Annotated in this window: 20 protein-coding genes; 10 read left to right on the top strand and 10 right to left on the bottom strand. The window is 59.6% G+C overall.

From position 1 onward, the window contains the following. Nucleotides 1-118: 118 nt before the first annotated feature. Together Q0887_RS04475 and Q0887_RS04470 are read left to right on the top strand one after the other, a co-directional pair. Nucleotides 119-757: a hypothetical protein gene (locus Q0887_RS04475; protein WP_299192673.1), complete on the top strand. Its 639-nt coding sequence runs from the start codon at nt 119-121 to the stop codon at nt 755-757. Nucleotides 758-799: 42 nt separating this feature from the next. Then, complete coding sequence (locus Q0887_RS04470; protein WP_299192671.1) at nt 800-1,264, top strand: hypothetical protein; 465 nt, start codon at nt 800-802, stop codon at nt 1,262-1,264. Here the strand turns inward: Q0887_RS04470 and trmFO are convergent. Then, entirely contained in the window at nt 1,261-2,643 is a 1,383-nt protein-coding gene (gene trmFO / locus Q0887_RS04465; RefSeq protein WP_299192669.1) for a methylenetetrahydrofolate--tRNA-(uracil(54)-C(5))-methyltransferase (FADH(2)-oxidizing) TrmFO, read from the bottom strand. The genes Q0887_RS04470 and trmFO overlap by 4 nt on opposite strands. Before the next feature lie 60 nt (nt 2,644-2,703). On the opposite strand from trmFO, the gene Q0887_RS04460 reads away from it, so the two are divergent. Beyond that, nucleotides 2,704-3,375, top strand: coding sequence for a lysoplasmalogenase family protein (locus Q0887_RS04460; protein WP_299192667.1), 672 nt, complete (start codon nt 2,704-2,706; stop codon nt 3,373-3,375). 7 nt (nt 3,376-3,382) lie between these two features. Here Q0887_RS04460 and Q0887_RS04455 read toward each other — a convergent pair whose 3' ends face one another. Both Q0887_RS04455 and gyrA read right to left on the bottom strand, forming a co-directional pair. Continuing rightward, nucleotides 3,383-4,222: a TauD/TfdA family dioxygenase gene (locus tag Q0887_RS04455; protein WP_299192665.1), complete on the bottom strand. Its 840-nt coding sequence runs from the start codon at nt 4,220-4,222 to the stop codon at nt 3,383-3,385. Nucleotides 4,223-4,232: 10 nt separating this feature from the next. After that, entirely contained in the window at nt 4,233-7,034 is a 2,802-nt protein-coding gene (gene gyrA, locus Q0887_RS04450; RefSeq protein ID WP_299192664.1) for a DNA gyrase subunit A, read from the bottom strand. A 347-nt stretch (nt 7,035-7,381) separates the two neighbouring features. Here gyrA and Q0887_RS04445 point away from each other — a divergent pair, with 347 nt between their 5' ends. Continuing rightward, nucleotides 7,382-8,758 carry a hypothetical protein gene (locus Q0887_RS04445; RefSeq protein ID WP_299192663.1) on the top strand — a complete coding sequence of 459 codons (1,377 nt, stop codon included), beginning with the start codon at nt 7,382-7,384 and terminating at the stop codon, nt 8,756-8,758. A 90-nt stretch (nt 8,759-8,848) separates the two neighbouring features. On the opposite strand, the gene Q0887_RS04440 is transcribed toward Q0887_RS04445, so the two are convergent. Genes Q0887_RS04440 through Q0887_RS04425 form a run of 4 tightly spaced genes read right to left on the bottom strand, consistent with a single transcriptional unit; the run spans nt 8,849 to nt 11,576 of the window. Beyond that, complete coding sequence (locus Q0887_RS04440; protein ID WP_299192662.1) at nt 8,849-9,571, bottom strand: NYN domain-containing protein; 723 nt, start codon at nt 9,569-9,571, stop codon at nt 8,849-8,851. 39 nt (nt 9,572-9,610) lie between these two features. After that, nucleotides 9,611-10,252: a carbonic anhydrase gene (locus tag Q0887_RS04435; protein ID WP_299192660.1), complete on the bottom strand. Its 642-nt coding sequence runs from the start codon at nt 10,250-10,252 to the stop codon at nt 9,611-9,613. Between the two features lie 32 nt (nt 10,253-10,284). Further along, nucleotides 10,285-10,593 carry a transcriptional regulator gene (locus tag Q0887_RS04430; protein ID WP_299192659.1) on the bottom strand — a complete coding sequence of 103 codons (309 nt, stop codon included), beginning with the start codon at nt 10,591-10,593 and terminating at the stop codon, nt 10,285-10,287. Next, nucleotides 10,590-11,576 carry a sodium-dependent bicarbonate transport family permease gene (locus tag Q0887_RS04425; protein WP_299192658.1) on the bottom strand — a complete coding sequence of 329 codons (987 nt, stop codon included), beginning with the start codon at nt 11,574-11,576 and terminating at the stop codon, nt 10,590-10,592. The genes Q0887_RS04430 and Q0887_RS04425 overlap by 4 nt, the downstream gene beginning before the upstream one ends. A 123-nt stretch (nt 11,577-11,699) precedes the next feature. Between Q0887_RS04425 and lipA the strand changes: the two genes are divergently transcribed. After that, entirely contained in the window at nt 11,700-12,653 is a 954-nt protein-coding gene (gene lipA, locus Q0887_RS04420; protein WP_299192656.1) for a lipoyl synthase, read from the top strand. Further along, the gene (locus tag Q0887_RS04415) at nt 12,653-13,114 is read left to right on the top strand and encodes a type II toxin-antitoxin system RatA family toxin (RefSeq protein ID WP_299192654.1); all 462 of its coding nucleotides are present in this window, start codon (nt 12,653-12,655) and stop codon (nt 13,112-13,114) included. The genes lipA and Q0887_RS04415 overlap by 1 nt, the downstream gene beginning before the upstream one ends. Here Q0887_RS04415 and Q0887_RS04410 read toward each other — a convergent pair. The 3 genes from Q0887_RS04410 to Q0887_RS04400 are packed head-to-tail and all read right to left on the bottom strand — an operon-like array spanning nt 13,075 to nt 15,348. Next, entirely contained in the window at nt 13,075-13,587 is a 513-nt protein-coding gene (locus tag Q0887_RS04410) for a CinA family protein (RefSeq protein WP_299192652.1), read from the bottom strand. The two genes, Q0887_RS04415 and Q0887_RS04410, sit on opposite strands and share 40 nt — an antisense overlap. After that, the gene (locus tag Q0887_RS04405; protein ID WP_299192651.1) at nt 13,587-14,168 is read right to left on the bottom strand and encodes a hypothetical protein; all 582 of its coding nucleotides are present in this window, start codon (nt 14,166-14,168) and stop codon (nt 13,587-13,589) included. Before Q0887_RS04405 ends, Q0887_RS04410 begins: the two co-directional genes overlap by 1 nt. A 13-nt stretch (nt 14,169-14,181) precedes the next feature. After that, nucleotides 14,182-15,348, bottom strand: a complete 1,167-nt coding sequence (locus tag Q0887_RS04400) for a bifunctional 2-C-methyl-D-erythritol 4-phosphate cytidylyltransferase/2-C-methyl-D-erythritol 2,4-cyclodiphosphate synthase (RefSeq protein ID WP_299192649.1) — start codon at nt 15,346-15,348, stop codon at nt 14,182-14,184. Between the two features lie 85 nt (nt 15,349-15,433). Between Q0887_RS04400 and dusB the strand changes: the two genes are divergently transcribed. The 4 genes from dusB (at nt 15,434) to Q0887_RS04380 (ending at nt 21,317) form a co-directional block, all read left to right on the top strand. Next, nucleotides 15,434-16,456 (top strand): tRNA dihydrouridine synthase DusB, encoded by a 1,023-nt coding sequence (gene dusB, locus Q0887_RS04395; RefSeq protein ID WP_299192647.1) that lies wholly within the window; start codon nt 15,434-15,436, stop codon nt 16,454-16,456. A gap of 2 nt (nt 16,457-16,458) precedes the next feature. Beyond that, nucleotides 16,459-17,568 carry an ATP-binding protein gene (locus tag Q0887_RS04390; protein ID WP_299192645.1) on the top strand — a complete coding sequence of 370 codons (1,110 nt, stop codon included), beginning with the start codon at nt 16,459-16,461 and terminating at the stop codon, nt 17,566-17,568. Between the two features lie 10 nt (nt 17,569-17,578). Beyond that, nucleotides 17,579-19,000, top strand: a complete 1,422-nt coding sequence (locus Q0887_RS04385) for a sigma-54 dependent transcriptional regulator (RefSeq protein WP_299192643.1) — start codon at nt 17,579-17,581, stop codon at nt 18,998-19,000. 70 nt (nt 19,001-19,070) lie between these two features. Continuing rightward, nucleotides 19,071-21,317, top strand: a complete 2,247-nt coding sequence (locus Q0887_RS04380; RefSeq protein WP_299192641.1) for an ATP-binding protein — start codon at nt 19,071-19,073, stop codon at nt 21,315-21,317. Nucleotides 21,318-21,325 lie beyond the last annotated feature (8 nt).

The following is a 21,325-nucleotide window of genomic DNA, read 5'->3' as shown; positions in this document are numbered from 1 at the left end:
GTAGCGTGGTAAATGAAAGGTTACCCTCGTAACGGTTTGTAAACTGCGAAGGTCTGCCAATGCCGGTGTGACGGAGCGCTTGACAAGCAGCCCGATTCCTCGGTTACGGGCGGATTTGATGGCTGATCAACCTTCCGAAAATCTGCCCGCAGAGGTGCAATTGGCACTGGCCCATACACGGCCAAATCTGCGCGATGCGTTAAGGATATTCTTTGAGCTCGATATGCGCCTGGGCCGCATAGTTGCCGCTACAAACGAACCTATGCTGGGCCAGATGCGGTTGGCATGGTGGCGCGACATGTTAGGCACATCTGTCGAGGACAGACCAAGCGGTGACGCCGTGCTCGATGGGATCGGCGAACACTGGGCCGAACGCGAGGCTGAACTTGTCCCGCTGGTGGATGCTTGGGAGCATTTGCTCGCCGAACCGCCCTTGAGTGATGCGGATGCCATCGGGTTTGCCGAGAATCGGGGGCAGGCGCTGCTGGCGATCTATGGTGACAAGGAGGGAAAAGATGCCGCTTGGCACTGGGCCGTCGCTGATCTCGCATCGAAGGTGTCGCTCGATGAGGAGCGCACGATGCTCGTTAAGCTTGGCTTGCAAGGCGGTGCGTCGCGCAGTCTTCCGCGCCAGGCTCGCGGGCTCGCCGTTCTCGGGGCGCTCGGTCAGCGTGCGCTGAAACGCGGAGGGCGACCGCTAATGGAAGGGCGCACCGCCTCGCTTGTCGCCTTAAGGGCCGCTTCCTTCGGTCGCTAAATACGTGTAATCCCTTATACGATTTGATCGCAGGGGTAGCAGATGCGTCAGGCAGTACTTGGAGTATTCGTGGGAATATTGCTCACCGGAGTGGGTATATTCTGGTGGCAGGGCCGTGCACAGGTGGAAAGCAACGCGCCGCCTCCACCGGAGCCTGAAGAAATCGTTGAAGCACCTGATGAACTACCCGAAGCCGACCCCGCCGATATGGTCGGTCCGGCCCCGCCCGAAGCCTCTGAACTCACCCGCGAGGAACGCCGCTTCTTCCGCTATGACCGCAACCGCGACCGCATCATCACCCGCAATGAAATGCTCTCGACCCGTGCTGATGCATTCCGAAAGCTCGATACGGACGGCAACAATCTGCTGACATTCGAGGAATGGGCGATCACCACTTCAGAACGGTTTGCCGAGATGGACGAAGACGAAGATGCCGAGCTAACTCCGGCCGAATTTGCCACTTCTGCACCTGCTCGGCGGCCAAGTCGGCCAGCGTGCCGCTGCTAGGCGGGAATCGCTTCGCTTGCTTTGATCCAAGCGGCTAGATCAGCCTTCGCACGCGACGTGTAGGCTTCCTTGCGCTGCTTCTTTTTGACTTCGTGAAGCGGCGGGAAGAGGCCGAAGTTCACATTCATTGGCTGAAACGTATCGGCCTCTGCGTCGCCGGTGATGTGGCTCAACAGCGCGCCCAATGCAGTCGTGGCGGGAAGGGGGGACCACTCGCGGTCAGCCAACTCGCCCGCAGCCATCATGCCGGCAACCAGACCGATCGCCGCGCTTTCGACATAGCCCTCGCACCCCGTCACCTGTCCGGCAAAGCGCACATGCGGCGCAGCTTTCAGGCGCAATTGCCGGTCGAGCACGCGCGGCGAGTTTAGGAAGGTGTTACGATGCAGCCCGCCGAGCCGCGCAAACTCGGCATTCTCCAGGCCGGGAATGGTGCGGAACAGATCAATTTGCGCGGCGTATTTGAGCTTGGTCTGGAACCCGACCATGTTCCACAATGTGCCCAGCTTGTTGTCCTGCCGCAGCTGCACCACCGCATAAGGCCACTTGCCCTGCGGGTGCTCTTCACTGGTGTCGTAAGGGTTATCGAGCCCGACACCCTTCATCGGACCATAGCGTAAAGTCTCCAACCCGCGCTCCGCCATGACCTCGATCGGCATGCAGCCGTCGAAATAGGGCGTGTCCTTCTCCCACTCGCGGAACTCGCCCTTCTCACCCTCCATCAGACCAGCGTGGAAGGCGAGATATTGCTCCTTGGTCATGGGACAATTGATGTAGTCGCCGTCTTCGTTGGAAGCCTCGGTGCGCTTGTTCCAGCGCGACTGGATCCAGCATTTCGACATGTCGATGGAGTCGTGGTGGATGATCGGCGCGATGGCATCGAAGAAGGCAAGACGCTCTTCGCCGGTTGCGCCGACAATGCTCTCGGCCAGCGATTGTGCAGTGAGCGGGCCGGTCGCGACAATGGTAAGGCCGCTTTCGGGCAGCGAATCTACGCGCTCGCGCACCACCGTGATATTGGGATGTCCGGACAGCGCCTTTTCGACTTCGTCGGAAAAGACATCGCGGTCCACCGCCATCGCGCTGCCTGCAGGCACCCGCGCGACTTCGCCTGCGCGCATGACGATAGAATCGAGAGCACGCATTTCGTGGTGGAGCAAGCCGACCGCGTTCTTGGTGTCGTCATCGGAACGGAACGAGTTCGAGCAGACCAGCTCCGCCAAACCGTTTGTCTGATGCGCGGGCGTCATCTCTCCGCTTCCGCGCATTTCCGACAGCCGCACTTTGACACCTCGCTGCGCCAGCTGCCACGCAGCCTCAGATCCGGCGAGGCCGCCGCCGATAATGTGGACATCGTGAGTGTGTGCAGTCTTGCTCATGGCAAGCGCGGTAGTTGCGTGCTAGCCGCAGCACAAGACCAGAGAAGTGAGTTGGGGCGAATGGCAAAAACTGCATTGATCGAACACCGGCCATGGCTGCTGGCGAGCGTGGTTGCCTCGATTGCCTATTATCTGCTGTCCGATAATCCGTTCGGGACGCCTTTTCCGGCGTTCGGAGGGGTGTGGCTGATCCTGCTTAAGGGGGCAGGCGTCGCACTGCTCGCTGCCTATGCCTTGCGCCGCGCGCATTGTCTCGACGGAAAGATTCTCGCTCTCGTCCTGGCCCTTTCTGCCGCGGCGGACATGGCGCTCGAGATTGAATTTGCAATCGGAGGCGCGCTGTTCGCTGCATCTCACGCGGTCGCGATCATTCTCTATCTGCGCAACCGGCGGGAGCAATTGACCGGGAGCCAACTGGCACTTGCAGCAGCGCTTCTCATCGCAACTCCGGCAATATCCTATCTGCTCAGCGAACGGGTCGAAGTTGCGGCCTATGCCGTCACATTAGGTCTGATGGCGGCAGCGGCGTGGACGAGCCGGTTTCCGCGCTACCGCGTCGGAATTGGCGCGGTGCTGTTCGTGGTGAGCGACTGGCTGATCTTTAGCGATATGGGCAGATTTGATCTGGGCATCCTGCCTGCGCTGCTCGTGTGGCCGCTCTACTATGGCGGGCAGTTGATGATCGCTACCGGAGTGGTGCAGACTTTGCGCGGAGAGCCGGTCGCCGAATAGCGCCAGTTCAAGCTGCGATAGTGGTCCGGTGCAACTCGCGGCGGTGGCCTTCATATCCGCCGGTCGCCTTGTGTAACACGCTGCGATTGTCCCACAGGATGAGCATGTTCGGCTCCCATTTGTGGCGATAGACGAATTCGTCGCGCGCTTGCCACGCGGCGAGTTCCATCAGCATCGGAATGGCCTCGCTCTCATCCATCCCCTCGATCCCGATAATATAGCCGAGCGTCGAGTAAATCGCTTCCTCGCCCGTTTCGGGATGTTTGCGGATCAGCGGATGGGTGCGGGTCGCATTCGCGCTTTCATCGGGACGGATCGCCATTGAGCGGTCGCCCTGGCTATCCTTCTCGCCATAAGTGCCGTCGGGCGCGTAGGCGAGCTTGGCCGAGTGAATCGCGGTCATTGCTCGCAGCTCGTCTTTGCGAGAGTCCGGCAGGGCGGCAAAGGCAGCGATCTGGTCGGCAAACATCGTGTCGCCGCCGACCGGCGGGATATCGATTGCGAGCAGGCAAGTGCCCGAAGGCGGCCTTTCCAGAAAGCTCCAGTCACTGTGCCAGTTCTCAGCAAAGAGCGGGGAGGTTTCGTCCGCCTCGCGCAAGATCGCGGCGATGTTTTGGCGTCCTTCAATCGGATCGAAGAACGGGTCTTCGCCAAAGCCGCCCATCGCCAAGGTGAAGCGCTCCAGCGCATCGTCATCCATGTCCTGATCGGCAAAGGCCAGAACCCGGTGCTTGAGCCACGCTGCTCGGATCTCAGCGATCAAACCTTCATCAAGCACCCCGGAAAGATCACACCCGGTGACACGTGCACCGCAGGCTTGTCCGCTTGGCTCGATGATAAGGCTCATTTTGGCATCCTCATTCAGGCGGCTCCTCGCCGATGTCCTTGTCCGATTGCGGCGTGGTTTCGGGAGTGGTTTCGTCGCCGCCACCGCGCCGCTCGACCATTTCCTCAACCACTGCCTCTTCGGCTTCATTCTCTGGCTCTTCGGTTTCGTCGATCTTGACCGCGCTGACGATGTGTTCGTTTTTGCCGACCGTGAAGAGGCGCACACCGGCCGTGTTGCGACCCATCACGCGCAGGCTTTCAAGCCCGATGCGGATCAGTTTCGCCTGATCGGTGACGAGCATGAGTTGCTCGCCTGTCGCGACCACAAAGCTGGCCACAACCGGTCCGTTGCGGCTGATATTGTCGATATTGACCACGCCCTGACCGCCGCGTCCGGTCTTCCGATATTCGTAGGCGCTTGAGACCTTGCCATAGCCATTGGCGCAGACGGTGAGGATGAATTCCTCTCTCTCTTGCAACGTCTCATAGCGATCGGCTGCGAGGTCGGGTTCGCCTTCTTTCTCACCCTTCCACGGCGCGAATTTGATATATTGCTCGCGCTCTTCCGGAGTGGTGCCAGTCGCGCCCAAAGTGGAGAGCGAGACGACTTCATCGCCGTCTGCCAGTTTCATCCCGCGCACACCAGTCGAGGTGCGGGAGGTGAATTCGCGCACATCCTCGGCAGCAAAGCGGATCGCCTTGCCCGATTTGGAAGCGAGCATCACATCATCACCGGGAGCAACCAATCGCACACCGATCAACTTGTCTTCGCTTTCCGCATCGAACTTCATGGCGAACTTGCCGTTCGAGGGGATGTTGGTGAAGGCATCCATCGAGTTGCGACGCACATTGCCCTTTGCGGTCGAGAAGACCACCGAAAGCGCGCCCCACTCATCCTCGTCTTCAGGCAGAGGGAGAACGGTCCGGATTGTCTCATCTGCGTCCAGTGCAGGGAGCAGATTGACAATCGGACGTCCCCGCGTCGCCGGACCGCCTTCAGGCAGTTTCCAGACTTTCATGCGGTAAACCTTGCCCGCGGTCGAGAAGAACAGCACCGGATTGTGCGTCGAGGTGACGAACATCTCAGCGATGGCATCCTCATCCTTCGTCGACATGCCAGCACGGCCCTTACCGCCGCGATTTTGCGCGCGGAAAGTCGAGAGCGGGGTCCGTTTGATATAGCCGTCGAGGGTTACGGTGACGACCATGTCGTCGCGCTCGATCAAGTCTTCGTCGTCGAGGCCGTCCCATGCAGGCGCAATCTCGGAGACGCGCGGGGTGGCATAGGTCGCGCGGATTTCCTCCAGCTCCTCACGCATAACCGCGTAAAGCTTCACGCGGTCAGCGAGGATGGCGAGATACTCCTCGATACGGTCAGCAAGCTCTTGCAGCTCGTCACCAATCTCGTCCCGGCCTAGCGCGGTGAGGCGATGGAGGCGCAGGTCGAGGATCGCCTTTACCTGCCGTTCGGACAGGCGATATGTTCCGCCATCCTGATCGGCAGTTGGCTCAATCGCTTCGACCAGGCGGATATATTGGGCGATGTCGCCAATCGGCCATTCTTTGACCAACAGCCGTTCGCGCGCCGTCGCAGGGTTGGGTGCGCCGCGAATGATCGCAACGATCTCGTCAAGGTTGGAAACCGCGACCACCAGGCCGAGCAAGATGTGCGCCCGGTCGCGCGCTTTGGCGAGTTCGAACTTGGTCCGGCGCGTGATGACTTCTTCGCGGAACGAGATAAACGCCTGAATGAAGTCGCGCAGCATCAGCGTTTCAGGACGACCACCACGGATCGCCAGCATGTTCGCGGGGAAGCTTGCCTGAGCCGGCGTGTGACGCCAGATCTGGTTGAGCACGACCTCTGCGGTTGCATCGCGCTTAAGGTCAATCACAACGCGGACGCCGGTGCGCGAGCTTTCATCGCGGATGTCGGAGATGCCCTCGATCCGCTTTTCCTTCGCGGCGTCGGCGATCTTCTCGACCAGACCGGCCTTGCCGACCTGATAGGGGATCGAGGTGAAGACGATGCTCTCGCGGTCCCCGCGCAGCTGCTCGATCTCGTGACGGCAGCGCATCAGGATCGAACCGCGACCGGTCGTGTAAGCCGACTTCGCGCCGCTCGTGCCCAGGATCAGCGGGGCGGTCGGGAAATCGGGACCGGGGATGTATTCGATCAATTCCTCCGAAGTGATCGCCGGATTGTCCATATAGGCGAAACAGCCGTCGATGACTTCGCCCAGATTGTGCGGCGGCACATTGGTCGCCATGCCGACTGCGATCCCGCCCGCGCCATTGACGAGCAGGTTGGGGAAGCGGGCAGGGAGGACCGAGGGCTCCTGCTTACGGCCATCGTAATTGTCGACGAAATCAACCGTGTTCTTGTCGAGATCGTCGAGCAGCGTGTCGGTAACGCGTGCAAGCCGAGCCTCGGTGTAACGCATGGAGGCGGGCGGGTCGGGGTCCATCGAACCGAAGTTGCCTTGACCGTCGATCAGCGGAACGCGCATCGACCAGGGCTGCGTCAGGCGGGCGAGGGCGTCATAAATCGCACTGTCGCCGTGGGGGTGGTAATCACCCATCACGTCACCCACGATCTTCGCGCTTTTTACGAATGGTCGCCCGGCTACAAAGTTGCCTTGCTTGCTGGCGAAGAGAATGCGGCGATGGACCGGCTTCAAGCCGTCGCGCACATCGGGCAGTGCGCGGCTTACGATCACGCTCATCGCGTAATCGAGATAGCTGGTTTTCATCTCATCGACGATATCGATGCGTTCATACTCACCCATAGGGGAGGGTGCAGCAGGTTCGAGAATGTCGTTTTCGTCGCTCAAAGGGGCGGCCGTTCCTGATTGTTTCGGGGCAATGTCTTTCTAGGTTTCAATCTAGGCGCTTGGCGCAGTTTTAGCCACATTATCCGGTGACAGACTCGGGGACAGAACGGCCTTTTTCCACACCTCACCTTGTCCCGAGCGTGACAGAGGTGGCTTCGATACATTTGTGAACAATTATTGCGCGCGGCTGAACCAATCGAACAAGCCATTCAATCGCCGTTCAGCCCGCTACACCTACAACGAATTGCAAAGAGGCACGCTCTCGTTCATTGAGCGCCGCAGAAATTCAAACTTCCCACGCAATGGACAAAGGCAGCGTGGTTGATAACATTCTCAGGAGGATACCAATGTTGACCCTTTTCATGCGCAAGCGCGCTTCCTCGCTCGCTCTTGCTGTTGCTCTTGCGACCGGCACCGCCGTTGTCGCAACCGCCGTGATGCCCGCAGAGGCCAGCGCACAGCGCAACCGCGATCGGGACCGTGACCGCGACAGAGATCGCGCTGCCGCTGAGAGCGATGGGGGAGGTTATACTGACGCCTTTCGCGCCGCCTATGTCCCGCTGGACGAAGCGCTGAAAGCCGAAGGCGCCGATGTTGCGGCCCTGCGTCCGCAAATCCTCGCACTCATCCCGCTGCTCACCACAAATGATGAAAAGATCGCTGGTGGTGGTCTTATCTTCAACGCAGGTATCAAGTCGTCTGACCGCGCCTTTCAGCTGCAGGGCATGGAATTGATGCTGGCCAGCGGAAAAGTGCCTGCTGAACAGCTCGGACGCTACAATTTCATCGCCTATCAATTGAGCAATGATCGCGATGATCACGTCAAAGCCCGGACCTATCTTCAGGGTGCAATCGACAACAATTTCAGCACAGCGCAGGTCACCAGCGCGGAACTGCAGATCGCCATGGCGGAAAGCTTTTTCGCTTCGGAATCTTTCAATGAAGGTTTCGCCTATCTCGGCAATGCAATTGCCGCGCGCAAGCAACAGGGCCTTTCGGTTGATGAACAGTGGTATCGCCGCGGCGTCACCGTCGCTTATGAGCACAACATCGTTCCGACGGTCTATGATTTCACGACCATGTGGATCAGCGATTATCCGAGCGCGGACAATTGGCGCGATGCGATCAACCTGACCCGGAATCTCAACGAGTTTCCGGCTGGAGAAATCCTCGATCTGTTCCGCCTAAGCCGCCGCGTCGACGCGCTGCAAGATCCGACCGACTACGATTACTATGTCGAAGCCGCTGATGCGCGTCGCCTTCCCAAGGAAGTAAAAGACGTGATCGACGAAGGCATGGCGGCTGGTGTTGTCAGCCGAGATAACCTTTTCATCACAGAGGCGCTTGAAATTGCCAATGGCCGTATTGCAAGTGACCGCGCAGACCTCCCCGCGCTGGAAAGCGATGCAATGGCTGCTGATGCAGGTCTTCGCACCGTGATGGCCGCAGGCGGCGCATTTCTGAGCTATGACGAATATCAGAAGGCCGCGACGTTTTATAATCGCGCGCTCGGCATGGCCGGTGTCGACACCAACGAAGCTCTGACGCGGCTTGGTATCGCGCAAGTCGGAATGGGCGACTATGCAGCCGCCCGTGCCTCGTTCGATCGTGTGAGCGGCAGCCGGATGCCGATTGCAAAGCTCTGGACCGCATATGCGAACGAGCTCGAAAATGCCGCAGCTCCTGCTGTGCCTGCAGCGCCTGCTGCACCGGCAACAATGTAAGCCGGTTCGAACTGAACAGAAACGGGGCGCGAGGGAGCAATTCCTCGCGCCCTTTTCTTTTCTTTGTGCGATTGATTCAGCACGAAGACTTTAGCGCAGGCGTCTCACGTAAACCTGATTGTCGCCGCGCCGTTCGACCGAGAAATTGTCCAGCGTGCTGAAAAGGTCAGAAAGGCTCTTGAACCCGTAATTGCGCACATCAAAGCTCGAACGGTTGCCCGCGATCTGACCGACCTGTTGTAGCTTGGCGTAGCCCTTGTCATCGCGCTTTGCCTCGGAATAGGCGGCCGTGATGAGTTCAAGAAGGTCCTCATCCAGCCCACCATCGGTGCCCGATGACTTCTCCTCGCCGGATTTGTCAGCCGCGTAATTGGCGATCAGCTGCTTGATATCGATGAAGCGAGTGCAGACCGACTTGAACGCCTGCGGAGTCTTGGACTCGCCAAAGCCATAAACGACGATCCCATCCTGCCGCAGCCGCGTCACCAGCGGTGTAAAATCGCTGTCCGACGTCATGATGCCAAAGCCATCGACCTTGCCCTGATAGAGCAAGTCGATCGCGTCGATCGTCATCGCCATATCGGTCGCATTCTTGCCCTTCGACACATCGAATTGCTGCTGAGGGCGGATGCCGAATTTGTTGGTGATCTTGTCCCAGCGCGAAAGGTTGTCCTTGGCAAAATTGCCATAGGCGCGGCGGATATTCACTTGGCCCAGCTCTGCCATCACGGTCAGCACAGGGTCGATCCCCTCCGGCGTCGTATTATCGGCGTCGATCAGCAGGGCGATGTTCTTGAGTTCTTTGTCAGACATGCCCTTTACATGGGGCTGCTGGCGGAGAGGGGCAAGCGCTTAGTCCTCGGGAAGAAACTCACCGGTATCCTCGTCCAGTGAATAAAGGATACCTTCGGCAATCGAAAAGTGTGTGCCGCGCAGCTTAAGCACGCCGGATTCTTCCTTCTCCGCAACCCAAGGGAAGCTGCGAAGATTGGCGAGGCTTTGGCGGATCGCGGCAAACTCCATTGCCAGTTCGGCCTTGCGACCTGTCGTACCGTGTTTGCGCGCTACTGGCTTGCGTGCCTCGTCGAGCAGCTCGATCCAGTCGGCAACGAAGGCACCTTCACCATGCGGTTTGGTTTCGAAATTCTGTGTCAGGGCTGCCTGGCACCCTCCACATCTTCCGTGTCCCATAACCACTATCTGCTTCACGCCGAGCATTTGCACCGCAAATTCCACGGCGGCAGAAACGCCGTGAAGACCCGGCGTGGTCTCGAACGGCGGAACCAGCGCTGCGACATTGCGAACCACGAAGATCTCGCCCGGATCGACATCGAATATCTGCGCGGGATCGACGCGGCTATCTGAACAGCCGATAATCATCAGCTTGGGATGCTGACCTTCGGAGATGGTCTGATCAAAACGTTCTTTCTGGCGCGGATATACATCCTCACGGAAACGGCGATAACCTCTCAGCAATTCGGCAAATTCAGGCACAAAGCATCTCCCGTTTGCAATGGGGCCGACGCCTAAAAACGCTCTCCCCGTATCACTTGCACATCCCACATGCTCAGGATGAACCCGAAATTCGTAAGCATGGGTGCAAGCTCTTCTGCAAGGGCCATCGCTTTGTCTTCCGCAGCAATCGTCAGAACCAGCACTTTATTCGTGCCCATGACGCTTTCTTCGCGCCAGCGGCCTTCGCGGCCCTTTCCGCTGGAGACAGGAGTGATCGTCCAGCCAGTGATGCCCGCCCGGTCAATAGCGTCAGTGACACGGCTTTGCAGAGCCTTGTCGGCGAGGATCTCGATCCGTTTGCGCGTTACGGTTTCGATCATGGCGTCACTCCGGTTCCGCCGGTCAGATAGACGGCGAGCGCGCTGATGAGCGCGATGTTGATTAGGACGTTGAATGGGAAGGTAATGCTGAGCGACATGGTGAGGTAAATACCCGGATCCGCCTCGGGCAGGGCAAGCCGCATTGCCGCCGGAACCGCGATGTAGCTCGCGCTGGCACACAGCACACCCAAAGCAGCCGCAGAACCGGCGTCGAGCCCGATTGCCGCGCCCAGTCCTGTTCCGACCACGCCGTTCACAATCGGGATGACAATTGCAATGACCACCAACCTCCATGTCATGGAGCGCGAATCCATCATCCTGCGCGCTGCAATCAATCCCATGTCGAGAAGGAACAGGCACAGGACGCCTTTGAAGCCCGTTTCAAAGAACGGGCTGACGGGTGCGAACCCTTGCGCACCGGCGGCCATGCCGATGGCAAAGGCTCCGAGCAGAAGAACAATTGAGGAGTTGGTGAACACCTCGTGCAGCATTTCACCGGTGGACTGGGTCGCGTTAGCGCTTCCCATTCCTCTGGCGAGCAACAGGCCGCTCAGGATTGCGGGCGCTTCCATCGCGGCCATCACCGCGACCATGTATCCACCCGGTTCGCGCGATTGCACCGTCAGAATGTCGACCGCAGTCACGAAGGTGACGACGCTGATCGAGCCATAATGCGCTGCGACCGCGCCTGAATTGATCCGGTCCAGCTTCCCGAATGTCTTGAGCACAGCGTAGGCAAAGAAAGGCAGGATAAAACCTGCCGCGACCCCGGCACCCAGCGCCGATAGGACAGTGCCATCGATCCCCGATTCCGCAACCGCAACTCCGCCTTTGATCCCGATCGCCGCCATCAGATAAAGCGACATCGCCTTTGCAATTGGCTCCGGAATGGAAAGGTCTGACCGCACGAAAGCCGCGATCAGGCCCAGTACGAAGAAAAGCACGACGGGCGAGGTGAAGGTCTGGATCGCGGTTTCGAACATGGCTTTGTCAGTAACCTAAAACTGAGAACACACTAAGCAAATATATTGCCCTCGTTTCTGTTCCCGCCGCCGGTCGGCACTTTACAGGCCGCTACGCTTGCAGCGAAGCGCCTGCAGGCCTAAATGGGCGCCATGAACGACCTCTCCAACTCGCCCAAACAAGACCGCCCGCCGCGCCAGCGCAAGCCTGACTGGATCCGCGTGCGCGCGCCGGTTAGCGAAGGCTATCACGAAACGCGCCGTCTGATGCGTGAGCTCAACCTCAACACCGTGTGTGAAGAGGCGGCTTGCCCCAATATCGGCGAATGCTGGACGCAGAAGCATGCGACCGTCATGATCCTCGGCGATGTCTGCACCCGCGCCTGCGCTTTCTGCAACGTCAAGACCGGCATGCCGCGCGCAGTCGATCCGATGGAGCCAGAAAACACCGCGATAGCAGCGGCGAAGATGGGCCTGAAACACATCGTTATCACCAGCGTCGACCGCGACGATCTGCCCGATGGCGGGGCAGGGCAGTTCGTGAAAGTGATCGAGGCTCTACGCCGCAACACACCGGACACGACAATCGAGATCCTCACCCCCGATTTCCGCGGCAAGATGCGCCCCGCGGTGGAGGCAATCTGCGAGGCGGGGCCAGACGTTTACAACCACAATCTGGAAACCGTGCCGCGCCTTTACCCTACGATCCGTCCCGGCGCGCGTTATTACGCATCTTTGCGGCTGCTCGAAGAGGTGAAGTCGCACAATCCGCTGATCTTCACCAAGTCAGGCATCATGCTGGGACTGGGTGAGCAGCGGCTCGAAGTGCATCAGGTGATGGACGACATGCGCAGCGCAGAGGTCGATTTCATCACTATGGGTCAGTATCTTCAACCCACACCGAAGCACGCCAATGTCGAGGAATTCGTCACGCCCAAGGCTTTCGCCGCCTACGGCTCCATCGCGCGGGCAAAAGGCTTCCTGCAAGTCGCCTCAAGCCCACTAACCCGTTCGAGCTATCACGCAGGCGATGACTTTGCGGTGATGAAAGCGGCGCGCGAAGAAAAGCTCAGGAAGAAAGACCGCCTGAGCGTCTGATGGTCGGCATCCGCGAAACTCGCCGACTGCCTTACAGTGCCGAGCAGATGTTCGACCTTGTATCGGATGTGAAGCGGTATTCGCAGTTCCTGCCATGGGTGATCGCGACCCGCGTGCGCTCAGACAGCGAGACCGAGATGGTCGCGGATATGGTGGTCGGCTTCAAGAGCCTGCGCGAAAGCTTCACTTCACGCGTAACAAAGAAGCGCCCGAACGAAATCGCAGTCCATTATATAGACGGACCGCTGTCGGACCTCGACAATGTCTGGACCTTCCGCGCAATTGACGAGAGCACTTGCGAGATCGACTTTGCGGTCGATTTCCAGTTCAGGAACCGCGTTTTCCAGGCGATGGCTGGCCAATACTTTGACCGTGCGTTTCGCAAGATGGTCGCGGCATTCGAACAGCGTGCGGAAGAGCTTTACGGCAGCAGCAATTCGAGCGCGCAGATCGTCGCCTGACGCCGGATTGCAGCGCGTCCGCCGGGGCCGTCGCCGCCGTCGAAGTGCTTAAGCTCACCCTCCGGCTCTCCGGTTGAATTGCGCACCGCGCGGGCAAAGACGACTGTGCCGACCGGCTTTAGCTGGGTGCCGCCACCCGGACCTGCCACACCGCTGATAGCGACTGCGACATCAGCGTTGGAACGCTCCAATGCGCCCTGTGCCATCGCCCAGACACAGGCGATCGAAACCGCACCGAAGGTCTCAATAATATCCTGCGCCACCCCCAGCGATTCCATCTTCGCTTCGTTCGAGTAGGTCACGAAGCCCCGATCAAGTACCGAAGAGGAACCCGCAATTTCTGTCAGCGCTCCAGCAACCAGCCCGCCGGTGCAGCTTTCCGCTGTTGCGACCTTGCGACCGGCTGCAGCGTTTTCGGCCACGACGCGAGCAGCCAATTCGGAGATGTCATCGGAGAGGAGGTAGTTGCTCACTATCGCCGTTCCTCTTCCTGCTCGCGCAGTTTGCGAGCGCGGCTCTCAGTCATTTCCGGCTCGATTTCGACATTGCGCGCCTCTTCCTCTGCTACCAGCTCGACGATAAAGCCGACTAGCGCCGCCATGTTGTCAGCGGGCACCGGGTCGAAAATTTCGAGGCCGCGTTCAATTGTCTCGCAATCCTCCGGACGGATCTCCTGCGCGACCATGTTCTCGACCAGGCCGTCGACAAAAGGACGCAGCGCATCATCGTCGAGCATATTGAAGACATCAGTCATATTGTCGGCCTCTTCCGAAGCCATCTGAACGATCAGCGTCCGCGCACCGGGCCAGGCCGCGTCCGCACCGTCGCTGAATTTTGCGCGCAGCGTTTCCGCATTGGTGACAGCATAACCATCGTTGTCGAGCCGGTCGAAACAGCGCGTCATGAATCCCTCAAACGCCAGCGGCAGAGCGTAACGGGTCGCCGCTGCAACCGCCGCCGGGTCGAGGTCTTCAACCTGCGCCGAGGCAGGAGCGGCGCCAAAAGCAGCCCCTGCCATCAGGGCAGCGCCTGCGAATGTGGTGAGCTGCTTCATCATTTCCTCCTGCTCAAATATTTCTAGCGCCGGTTAGACCGACAATCGCCTGAGCCGCGATACCTTCGCCGCGCCCGGTAAAACCGAGCCTTTCTGTGGTGGTCGCTTTAATACTGACGGCAGCTTCATCAAGCCCTGTCAGACGGGCGACTTCGGCGCGCATGGCCGGGCGGTGTGGGCCGATCTTGGGTGCCTCGCAGATGATGGTGAGATCGATATTGCCCAGCACGAAACCAGCTTCGCCAGCCAGCTTCACCGCATGTTCCAGAAACTGGCCCGAACGCGCGCCTGCCCATTGCGGGTCGCTGGGCGGGAAGTGGGTACCAATATCGCCGTCGCCAATCGCGCCGAGAACGGCATCGGTGATCGCGTGGAGCGCCACATCTGCATCGGAATGACCGGCAAGGCCGTGCGTGTGCTCCAGCTTGATCCCGCACAGCCACAACTGTTCACCTTCGACGAGCCGGTGAACGTCAAAGCCCTGTCCGACACGGAAAATGGGTGCTGAGTGAGTATCCATCAAATCTTCCGCAAAAGTGATCTTCTTCAGTCGCTCATCGCCTTGTACCAGCGCAACTGAACCGCCGCTGGCTGCGAGCACCTGCGCATCATCTCCCGCATCGCTTTTGCCAGACCAGTTGCGGTGTGCGGCGAGGATATCAGGATAACGAAAGGCTTGCGGTGTCTGGACCCGGCGCAATGTCTCGCGCTCAGCCTTGCCCGCCATGGTTTCATCCGCTGCCGCGACGGCGAGGCTATCAACCACGTGGAGGGAGGGGATAGCGCCTGCGTGGGCGCCGAGCGCGGTGAGCAGGCGTTCCAGCACTTCGGGCGTGATGTCAGGCCGGGCTGCGTCGTGAATCAGGACACGTTCTGGTCTGGAACTCTCCAATGCCTCCAACCCGGCGCGAACCGAGTCCTGCCGTGTCGCTCCTCCGACCGCGAGAATGTAGCCGTCTAGACCGGAAAGCGCCGCATTCGCATCTTGCGATGCCCCTTCCGCCACCACGACGACCAGCGGCGCAGCGCCTGACGCAATCAACCGCTCGACCGAATGCGCAATCACAGCGCGGCCCCGCCATTTACGAAACTGTTTGGGAGTGTCTCCGCCCACCCGCAGGCCTTTGCCCGCCGCCACGATGATGGCTGCAAAAGGGGGAAGGGGAGCGCGCGGGGCCATATGTGCGAGCGCTTAGGGTCTGGACGGGCTTTTCGCAATCCACTAAGCGCCCGAACCGAGCAATGCCCAATATTTAGGCACCCCGATGACAGACATTCCTACACCCCCGGCTCTGAAGCCTATGCAGATCGGTCCCGAGACGATAGCCGAGCCCGTGCTGCTCGCGCCGATGACAGGTGTCACAGATTTGCCGTTCCGCACTTTGGTGCGCCGCTATGGCTCGGGCCTCAATGTTACGGAGATGGTCGCTAGCGAAGCCGCGATCCGCGAAACGCGCCAGTCGATCCAGAAAACAGCCTGGGACCAGACCGAGGAGCCGGTTTCGATGCAGCTCGTCGGCTGTGATCCAGGCTCGATGGCCGAAGCCGCCAAACTGCAAGAGGGCAATGGCGCCGCAATCATCGACATCAATTTCGGCTGCCCGGTCCGCAAAGTCGTCGGCCAGTTTGCAGGCTCGGCCCTGATGCGCGAAGTGCCGCTTGCTACCAAGCTGATGGAGGCGACGGTCAAAGCGGTCGATGTGCCGGTCACGGTCAAGATGCGTATGGGCTGGGATCACCAGAGCCTCAACGCGCCCGAAATGGCACGCATTGCCGAGGATCTTGGCGTAAAGATGATCACTGTTCACGGGCGCACCCGCAACCAGATGTATAAAGGCAGCGCCGACTGGTCCTTTATCCGCAAGGTGAAAGATGCGGTCAGCATTCCGGTGATCGTCAACGGCGATATCTGCACCATTGACGACGCGGCCAAGGCGCTTGAGCAATCGGGCGCAGACGGGCTGATGATCGGGCGCGGCGCTTATGGAAAGCCGTGGCTGCTGGGTCAGGTGATGCATTGGTGGCGCACGGGTTCTGTGATCCCCACGCCCAGCTTTGATGAGCAATACACGGTGCTGGTCGAGCACTATCACCGCATGCTCGATCACTATGGCCGCAATGTCGGGACCAAAATCGCGCGCAAGCATCTGGGCTGGTACACTAAGGGAATGCACGGCTCGGCCGAGTTCCGCAACAAAGCCAATTTCATCGACGATCCCGATGAAGTTCTGGGCGAGATCGAGCGCTTTTACTCCCCGTTTCTGGGCCGAACGGCCAAAGCAGCCTGAACGTGGCCGCGAGTTTGGCCAGCGGGTCCGGCACAATCGGCACAGAGAGCGCGCAGCCTGATGGCGACACGCAGATTGCGGGTTTGGTCTTTGCCCTATTGCTGGTCGACACGAACGGCCAAGTTACACAGGCAAATTATTCGGCAGAGAGTTTGCTTGGCATCAGCGCAAACCGGCTGATCGGCAAGAGCCTGCTCGAAATTCTCGGTCCGGTTGATCCGCGTGTCGAAGCGCGATTGAGCGAAGCGGACGAAGCTCTGGTCGCGCGCGATATCTCGGTGCGCGGCGGCGATATGAGGATAAATCTCACCATGTCTCCGCTTGGGAGTCACCCGGGTTGGCGGGTCGTAACTCTTGCGTCAGCAGTGCATGACGACGCGGCGCGCGGCGATGAGGCCATCGCAGCCGTCAGCGCCCCGGCCGTGCTTGCTCACGAGATCAAGAACCCGCTCGCCGCAATCCGCGGGGCAGGCCAATTGGCCGCTCGCAAACTGCCGCCTGCCGACAAAAAGCTCGCCGTAATGATCACAGACGAGGTCGACCGGATCGCACGGTTGATTGACCGGATGCAGGAGTTGGGTGCGCAGACCACACAAGAGGCCGCGCCTTGCAATCCGCATGAAGCGATCCGCTCTGCTATTGCAACCGTGCGAGCAGGCTCTGCCGAGGGAGTGGATATTCGCGAGGCGTTTGACCCCTCGCTCCCACCGGCGTTCGCCAATCGCGATGCTTTGGAGCAAGTGCTAATCAACCTTGTTTCCAATGCCCGCGATGCCGCACTTGCGGAGCACAATGAGGGTAGCGAAGTGATCGTGCAGACCCGGTTTGCCAGCGGTTTGTCCTTTAGCGCGGTTCGTTTTGGCCGCGCGGTTAAATTGCCGATCGAAATCACTATTTCAGACAATGGTGCAGGCATCGACCCGGCGATCAGTGATCACATATTTGAACCGTTCATCTCTTCCAAGCAGTCGGGGCAGGGGCTTGGTCTTGCCTTGGTGCGAAAGCTTGTGCGCGACATGAACGGGTCGATCAGCCACGAACGCGACACTCGATCCGGCTTTACCCATTTCCGCGTGCATCTCCCGCTCGCGCCCCAAGCTTCTTCAACCTAGGAACGCGCACATGTCCGGCACCATACTCCTGGTTGAAGATGACAGCGCGATTGTGGCGGTTATTACAGCTGCGCTGGAGGATGAGGGTTTTGCAATCCTGCGGTGCGCATCAATAGCCGAGCGGGATGCCCTGCTTTTCGAACGCGACTTTGACGCGATGCTCACAGACGTCATGCTCGAAGATGGAGACGGGTTGGCGAGCCTTTCCTCTGTGCGCTCCGCCGCGCCCGACATGCCGGTAATCGTGCTGTCTGCGCAAAACACACTCGACACTGCAGTGCGCGCGAGCGAGGGCGATGCATTCGAGTATTTCCCCAAACCCTTCGACCTCGATGAACTCGTGCGCGCGGTGGTTCAGGCGGTTGGAGGGAGGGCTGCAAGCACAGATATCTCTGAACCTGGGCCTGAAGAAAGCATGCCGCTAGTCGGGCGCAGCCCTGCGATGCAGGGCGTCTACCGGATGATTACGCGTGTGCTGCGCAACGACCTCACCGTGCTCGTCACAGGAGAAAGCGGGACAGGCAAAGAACTCGTCGCAGAAGCAATCCATCAGCTCGGTGCGCGGCGCACTGGCCCCTTTGTTGCGGTCAACACAGCCGCGATCCCGCGCGAATTGATCGAAAGCGAGCTGTTCGGGCACGAAAAGGGTGCGTTCACGGGCGCGATCGCGCAGGCGATCGGTAAGTTTGAGCAGGCCAATGGCGGCACGCTGTTTCTGGACGAAATCGGTGACATGCCTGCGGAGGCCCAGACACGGCTCTTGCGTGCGCTTCAGTCAGGCCGGATCCGGCGCGTTGGCGGACGGCAGGAAATCGCGGTCAACGTCCGGATCATCGCCGCAACCAACCGCGATCTTGCACCGATGATTGCTGCAGGAGAATTTCGCGAGGACCTTTTCTATCGGCTCAATGTTGTTCCCATCGAGCTGCCACCTTTGCGCGAGCGCCGCGAGGATATCGAAGTGCTTTCGCAGCACTTCCTTGCGCAAGCTGCAGAAGACGGTCTGCCTCGACGCCAACTCGCGCACGGAGCCATCGAGGCGCTCGAGCAACGCGCATGGCGGGGCAATGTGCGTGAACTGCGCAACGTCATCTATCGCCTTTGTCTGATGGCGCGCGAGGACTTGATCGATGCGGTGAGCCTGACTGACATCCTTGGCGAGGACACCGCCTTTGCTGCAGGACAGGGGGGCGGTGAGGGCGGGATCGGTGCTGCGCTCGACCAATGGCTTGCAAAAGAGGTGCCGGCATCGGGGACAGTTTATGCAGCAGCATTGGCGGCATTCGAAAAGCCACTGATCGAGCATGCACTAGGTGTAACCGGCGGCAACCAAGTGCGCGCGGCCAAGCTGCTCGGGATCAATCGCAACACCTTGCGCAAACGGATCAATGAACTCGGAATCGTACCTGATCGCTTTGCGAGACCGGCCTGACGCAGAACTGCGACCTATTTGTCACTTTTAGCTTGCATCCTTGCAACACTATCGTTGTAACTAGGCAACTATGGAAGGCACCACGCTGACCCCCTCTGAGAATCTTGGCGCGGAGGCGTCCGGCGGAGCGCGTCCAGGGTTGCGCCAGTCCCCGCGCTGGTGGCGACAATTTGTAGTCACTTCGCGCCGCGCCAACATCTTCATATGGCTAGAAGTGCTCTCGATTATCGCGCTGCTTGTTGCTTTGGGCGCGAATTACGCTGCCTATTCCGGCCAACCGGCAGATTCGGGCGGGCTGCCATCCTTGCAAGTCTCGCTGCTGATGGTGGCGGTCTTGGTGCCCGCGCTGGCGATAATCGTGTTGATTGGCCGCAGGATGGCTCTGCGGCGTGCAGCCGGAAGCACCGCGCGGCTGCATGTGCGCCTCGTTTTCTTCTTCTCGGTCATTGCGGCAGTGCCGACCTTGCTGGTCGCAGGCTTCGCTGCCTTTCTATTCCAGACGGGCGTAGCGTTTTGGTTCTCCGACGATTCTCGAGGGTTGGTGGAGAACGCCAACACGCTGGCAGCAGGTTATTATGACGCCAATCAGCGCGACGTAGAGCAGCACACGATCACAATGGCTGTCGATATGGGTGACATTCTCCGACGTGTGCCGATCACCGATCCTGACTTCCCCGATTTCTATGCATTTCAGGCGCAGGGGCGCGAAATCTCTGAAAGCGCAATCCTCCAACGTATGGATGATGGCACGTTACGAACCGCCGCGATCATGAACCTGCTTGAAGACAACAGCCCTCTTGCCTTCAGCATGGCCGCACTTGCACGCCTTGACGCTGGCGAATTTGTCGTGGTGGAGGGCAGCGCCGAGCGGATCGCTGCGATTGCACCGATTGACCGCGAGACCGGTGTCTATCTCTACAATGCGCGTACAACCGAAGAAGAGATGTTCCAGCAATGGGAAATCGCACAGTCGATCTCTGCCTCGTACGAGACGCTGACCGAAGAGGCCCGCACACTTCAACTGCGCTTCAACATCGCCTTGATCGCAATGAGCCTACTGCTCGTGGGGATTGCGGTTTGGTTTGCCCTGCGCTTTGCCGACCGTCAGGTTGAGCCTTTGACTGATCTAGTCGGTGCTGCGCGCAAGGTGGGGCAGGGCAACTTTGCTCTACGGGTCGAAGGTCGCACCGGAGCGGACGAGATTGGCCTACTCAATCGCGCGTTCAACCGCATGACCGCGCAACTCGAAAAGCAGACCGATGCTCTCGTCAGCGCCAATCGCCAGATCGACGATCGCCGCGCCTTTATGGAAGCGGTGCTGGAATCGGTCACGGCAGGTGTAATCTCGGTCGATGATGAAAGCCGGGTTCTGCTGATGAACAGTTCCGCGCAAGGGCTCCTCGGCGAAGATTTCGGCGGGCAGGGCCTCGACGCGCTCTCGCCCGAAATTTGCCAGATGGTGAGTGAGGGCAGGGACCGGGCCATCGTCAACCATGCCAAAGACGGCGAATTGCTAACGCTTGCGGTCAAGGTTGCGCCAGGCAGCAGCGGCCATGTCATCACCTTCGAAGACATCACCCGCCAATTGCTCGATCAGAGACAGGCAGCATGGTCCGATGTTGCCCGCCGGATCGCTCATGAGATCAAGAACCCACTCACCCCAATCCAGCTTGCAACCGAGCGGCTCAAGCGCCGTTATCGCAAACAGGTCGAGGTCGAGGATGGCGAGCTGTTTGACGAGCTTACCAACACCATCGTTCGGCAAGTGGGTGATCTGCGCAAGATGGTCGATGAATTCTCTTCGTTTGCGCGTCTGCCCAAGCCGGTGTTCCGCAACGAGGACGCGCTCGACCTGGTCCGGCAGGCGGTGTTCCTGCAGGAAGTTGCACATTCCGAAATCGCATTTGGCGTATCTGCAAACGACCTCTCCGACCGCATGATCGAATGCGACCGCCACCAGCTTGGTCAGGCGATGACCAATGTGCTCAAGAACGCCGTCGAAGCGGTCGAAGCGCGCGCCGCCGAAGAAGACGCGCAGTTCTCCGGCAAGATCGGCGTGACGATGGAAGACCATGGCGACCGTATCGCCATCATGGTCGAGGATAACGGCATCGGGCTGCCCTCTGACCGGGAGCGTATTGTTGAACCCTATGTGACCACACGAGAAAAGGGCACGGGGCTGGGCCTCGCAATCGTCAACAAAATCGTCGATGAGCACGGCGGCGATATGAGCTTTGCCAGCGGCGCAGATGGCGGCACGCGTGTCACATTGCGCTTTGCCAGAGTGCCCGATGATCCCGGCTGCGAGCCAGCGTGATGTCACCC

The organism is uncultured Erythrobacter sp. (assembly GCF_947492365.1).
In the GTDB taxonomy this organism is placed as follows: Bacteria; Pseudomonadota; Alphaproteobacteria; order Sphingomonadales; family Sphingomonadaceae; genus Erythrobacter.
This window is presented reverse-complemented; position numbering and strand designations above follow the sequence as displayed.

Bases quoted from the DNA above. Each gene is read 5' to 3' on its own strand.
- Q0887_RS04475 (WP_299192673.1), top strand. From the start codon at position 119: ATGGCTGATCAACCTTCCGAAAATCTGCCCGCAGAGGTGCAATTGGCA.
- Q0887_RS04470 (WP_299192671.1), top strand. From the start codon at position 800: ATGCGTCAGGCAGTACTTGGAGTATTCGTGGGAATATTGCTCACCGGA.
- trmFO (WP_299192669.1), bottom strand. From the start codon at position 2,643: ATGAGCAAGACTGCACACACTCACGATGTCCACATTATCGGCGGCGGC.
- Q0887_RS04460 (WP_299192667.1), top strand. From the start codon at position 2,704: ATGGCAAAAACTGCATTGATCGAACACCGGCCATGGCTGCTGGCGAGC.
- Q0887_RS04455 (WP_299192665.1), bottom strand. From the start codon at position 4,222: ATGAGCCTTATCATCGAGCCAAGCGGACAAGCCTGCGGTGCACGTGTC.
- Q0887_RS04445 (WP_299192663.1), top strand. From the start codon at position 7,382: ATGTTGACCCTTTTCATGCGCAAGCGCGCTTCCTCGCTCGCTCTTGCT.
- Q0887_RS04440 (WP_299192662.1), bottom strand. From the start codon at position 9,571: ATGTCTGACAAAGAACTCAAGAACATCGCCCTGCTGATCGACGCCGAT.
- Q0887_RS04430 (WP_299192659.1), bottom strand. From the start codon at position 10,593: ATGATCGAAACCGTAACGCGCAAACGGATCGAGATCCTCGCCGACAAG.
- Q0887_RS04425 (WP_299192658.1), bottom strand. From the start codon at position 11,576: ATGTTCGAAACCGCGATCCAGACCTTCACCTCGCCCGTCGTGCTTTTC.
- lipA (WP_299192656.1), top strand. From the start codon at position 11,700: ATGGGCGCCATGAACGACCTCTCCAACTCGCCCAAACAAGACCGCCCG.
- Q0887_RS04415 (WP_299192654.1), top strand. From the start codon at position 12,653: ATGGTCGGCATCCGCGAAACTCGCCGACTGCCTTACAGTGCCGAGCAG.
- Q0887_RS04405 (WP_299192651.1), bottom strand. From the start codon at position 14,168: ATGAAGCAGCTCACCACATTCGCAGGCGCTGCCCTGATGGCAGGGGCT.
- Q0887_RS04400 (WP_299192649.1), bottom strand. From the start codon at position 15,348: ATGGCCCCGCGCGCTCCCCTTCCCCCTTTTGCAGCCATCATCGTGGCG.
- dusB (WP_299192647.1), top strand. From the start codon at position 15,434: ATGACAGACATTCCTACACCCCCGGCTCTGAAGCCTATGCAGATCGGT.
- Q0887_RS04385 (WP_299192643.1), top strand. From the start codon at position 17,579: ATGTCCGGCACCATACTCCTGGTTGAAGATGACAGCGCGATTGTGGCG.
- Q0887_RS04380 (WP_299192641.1), top strand. From the start codon at position 19,071: ATGGAAGGCACCACGCTGACCCCCTCTGAGAATCTTGGCGCGGAGGCG.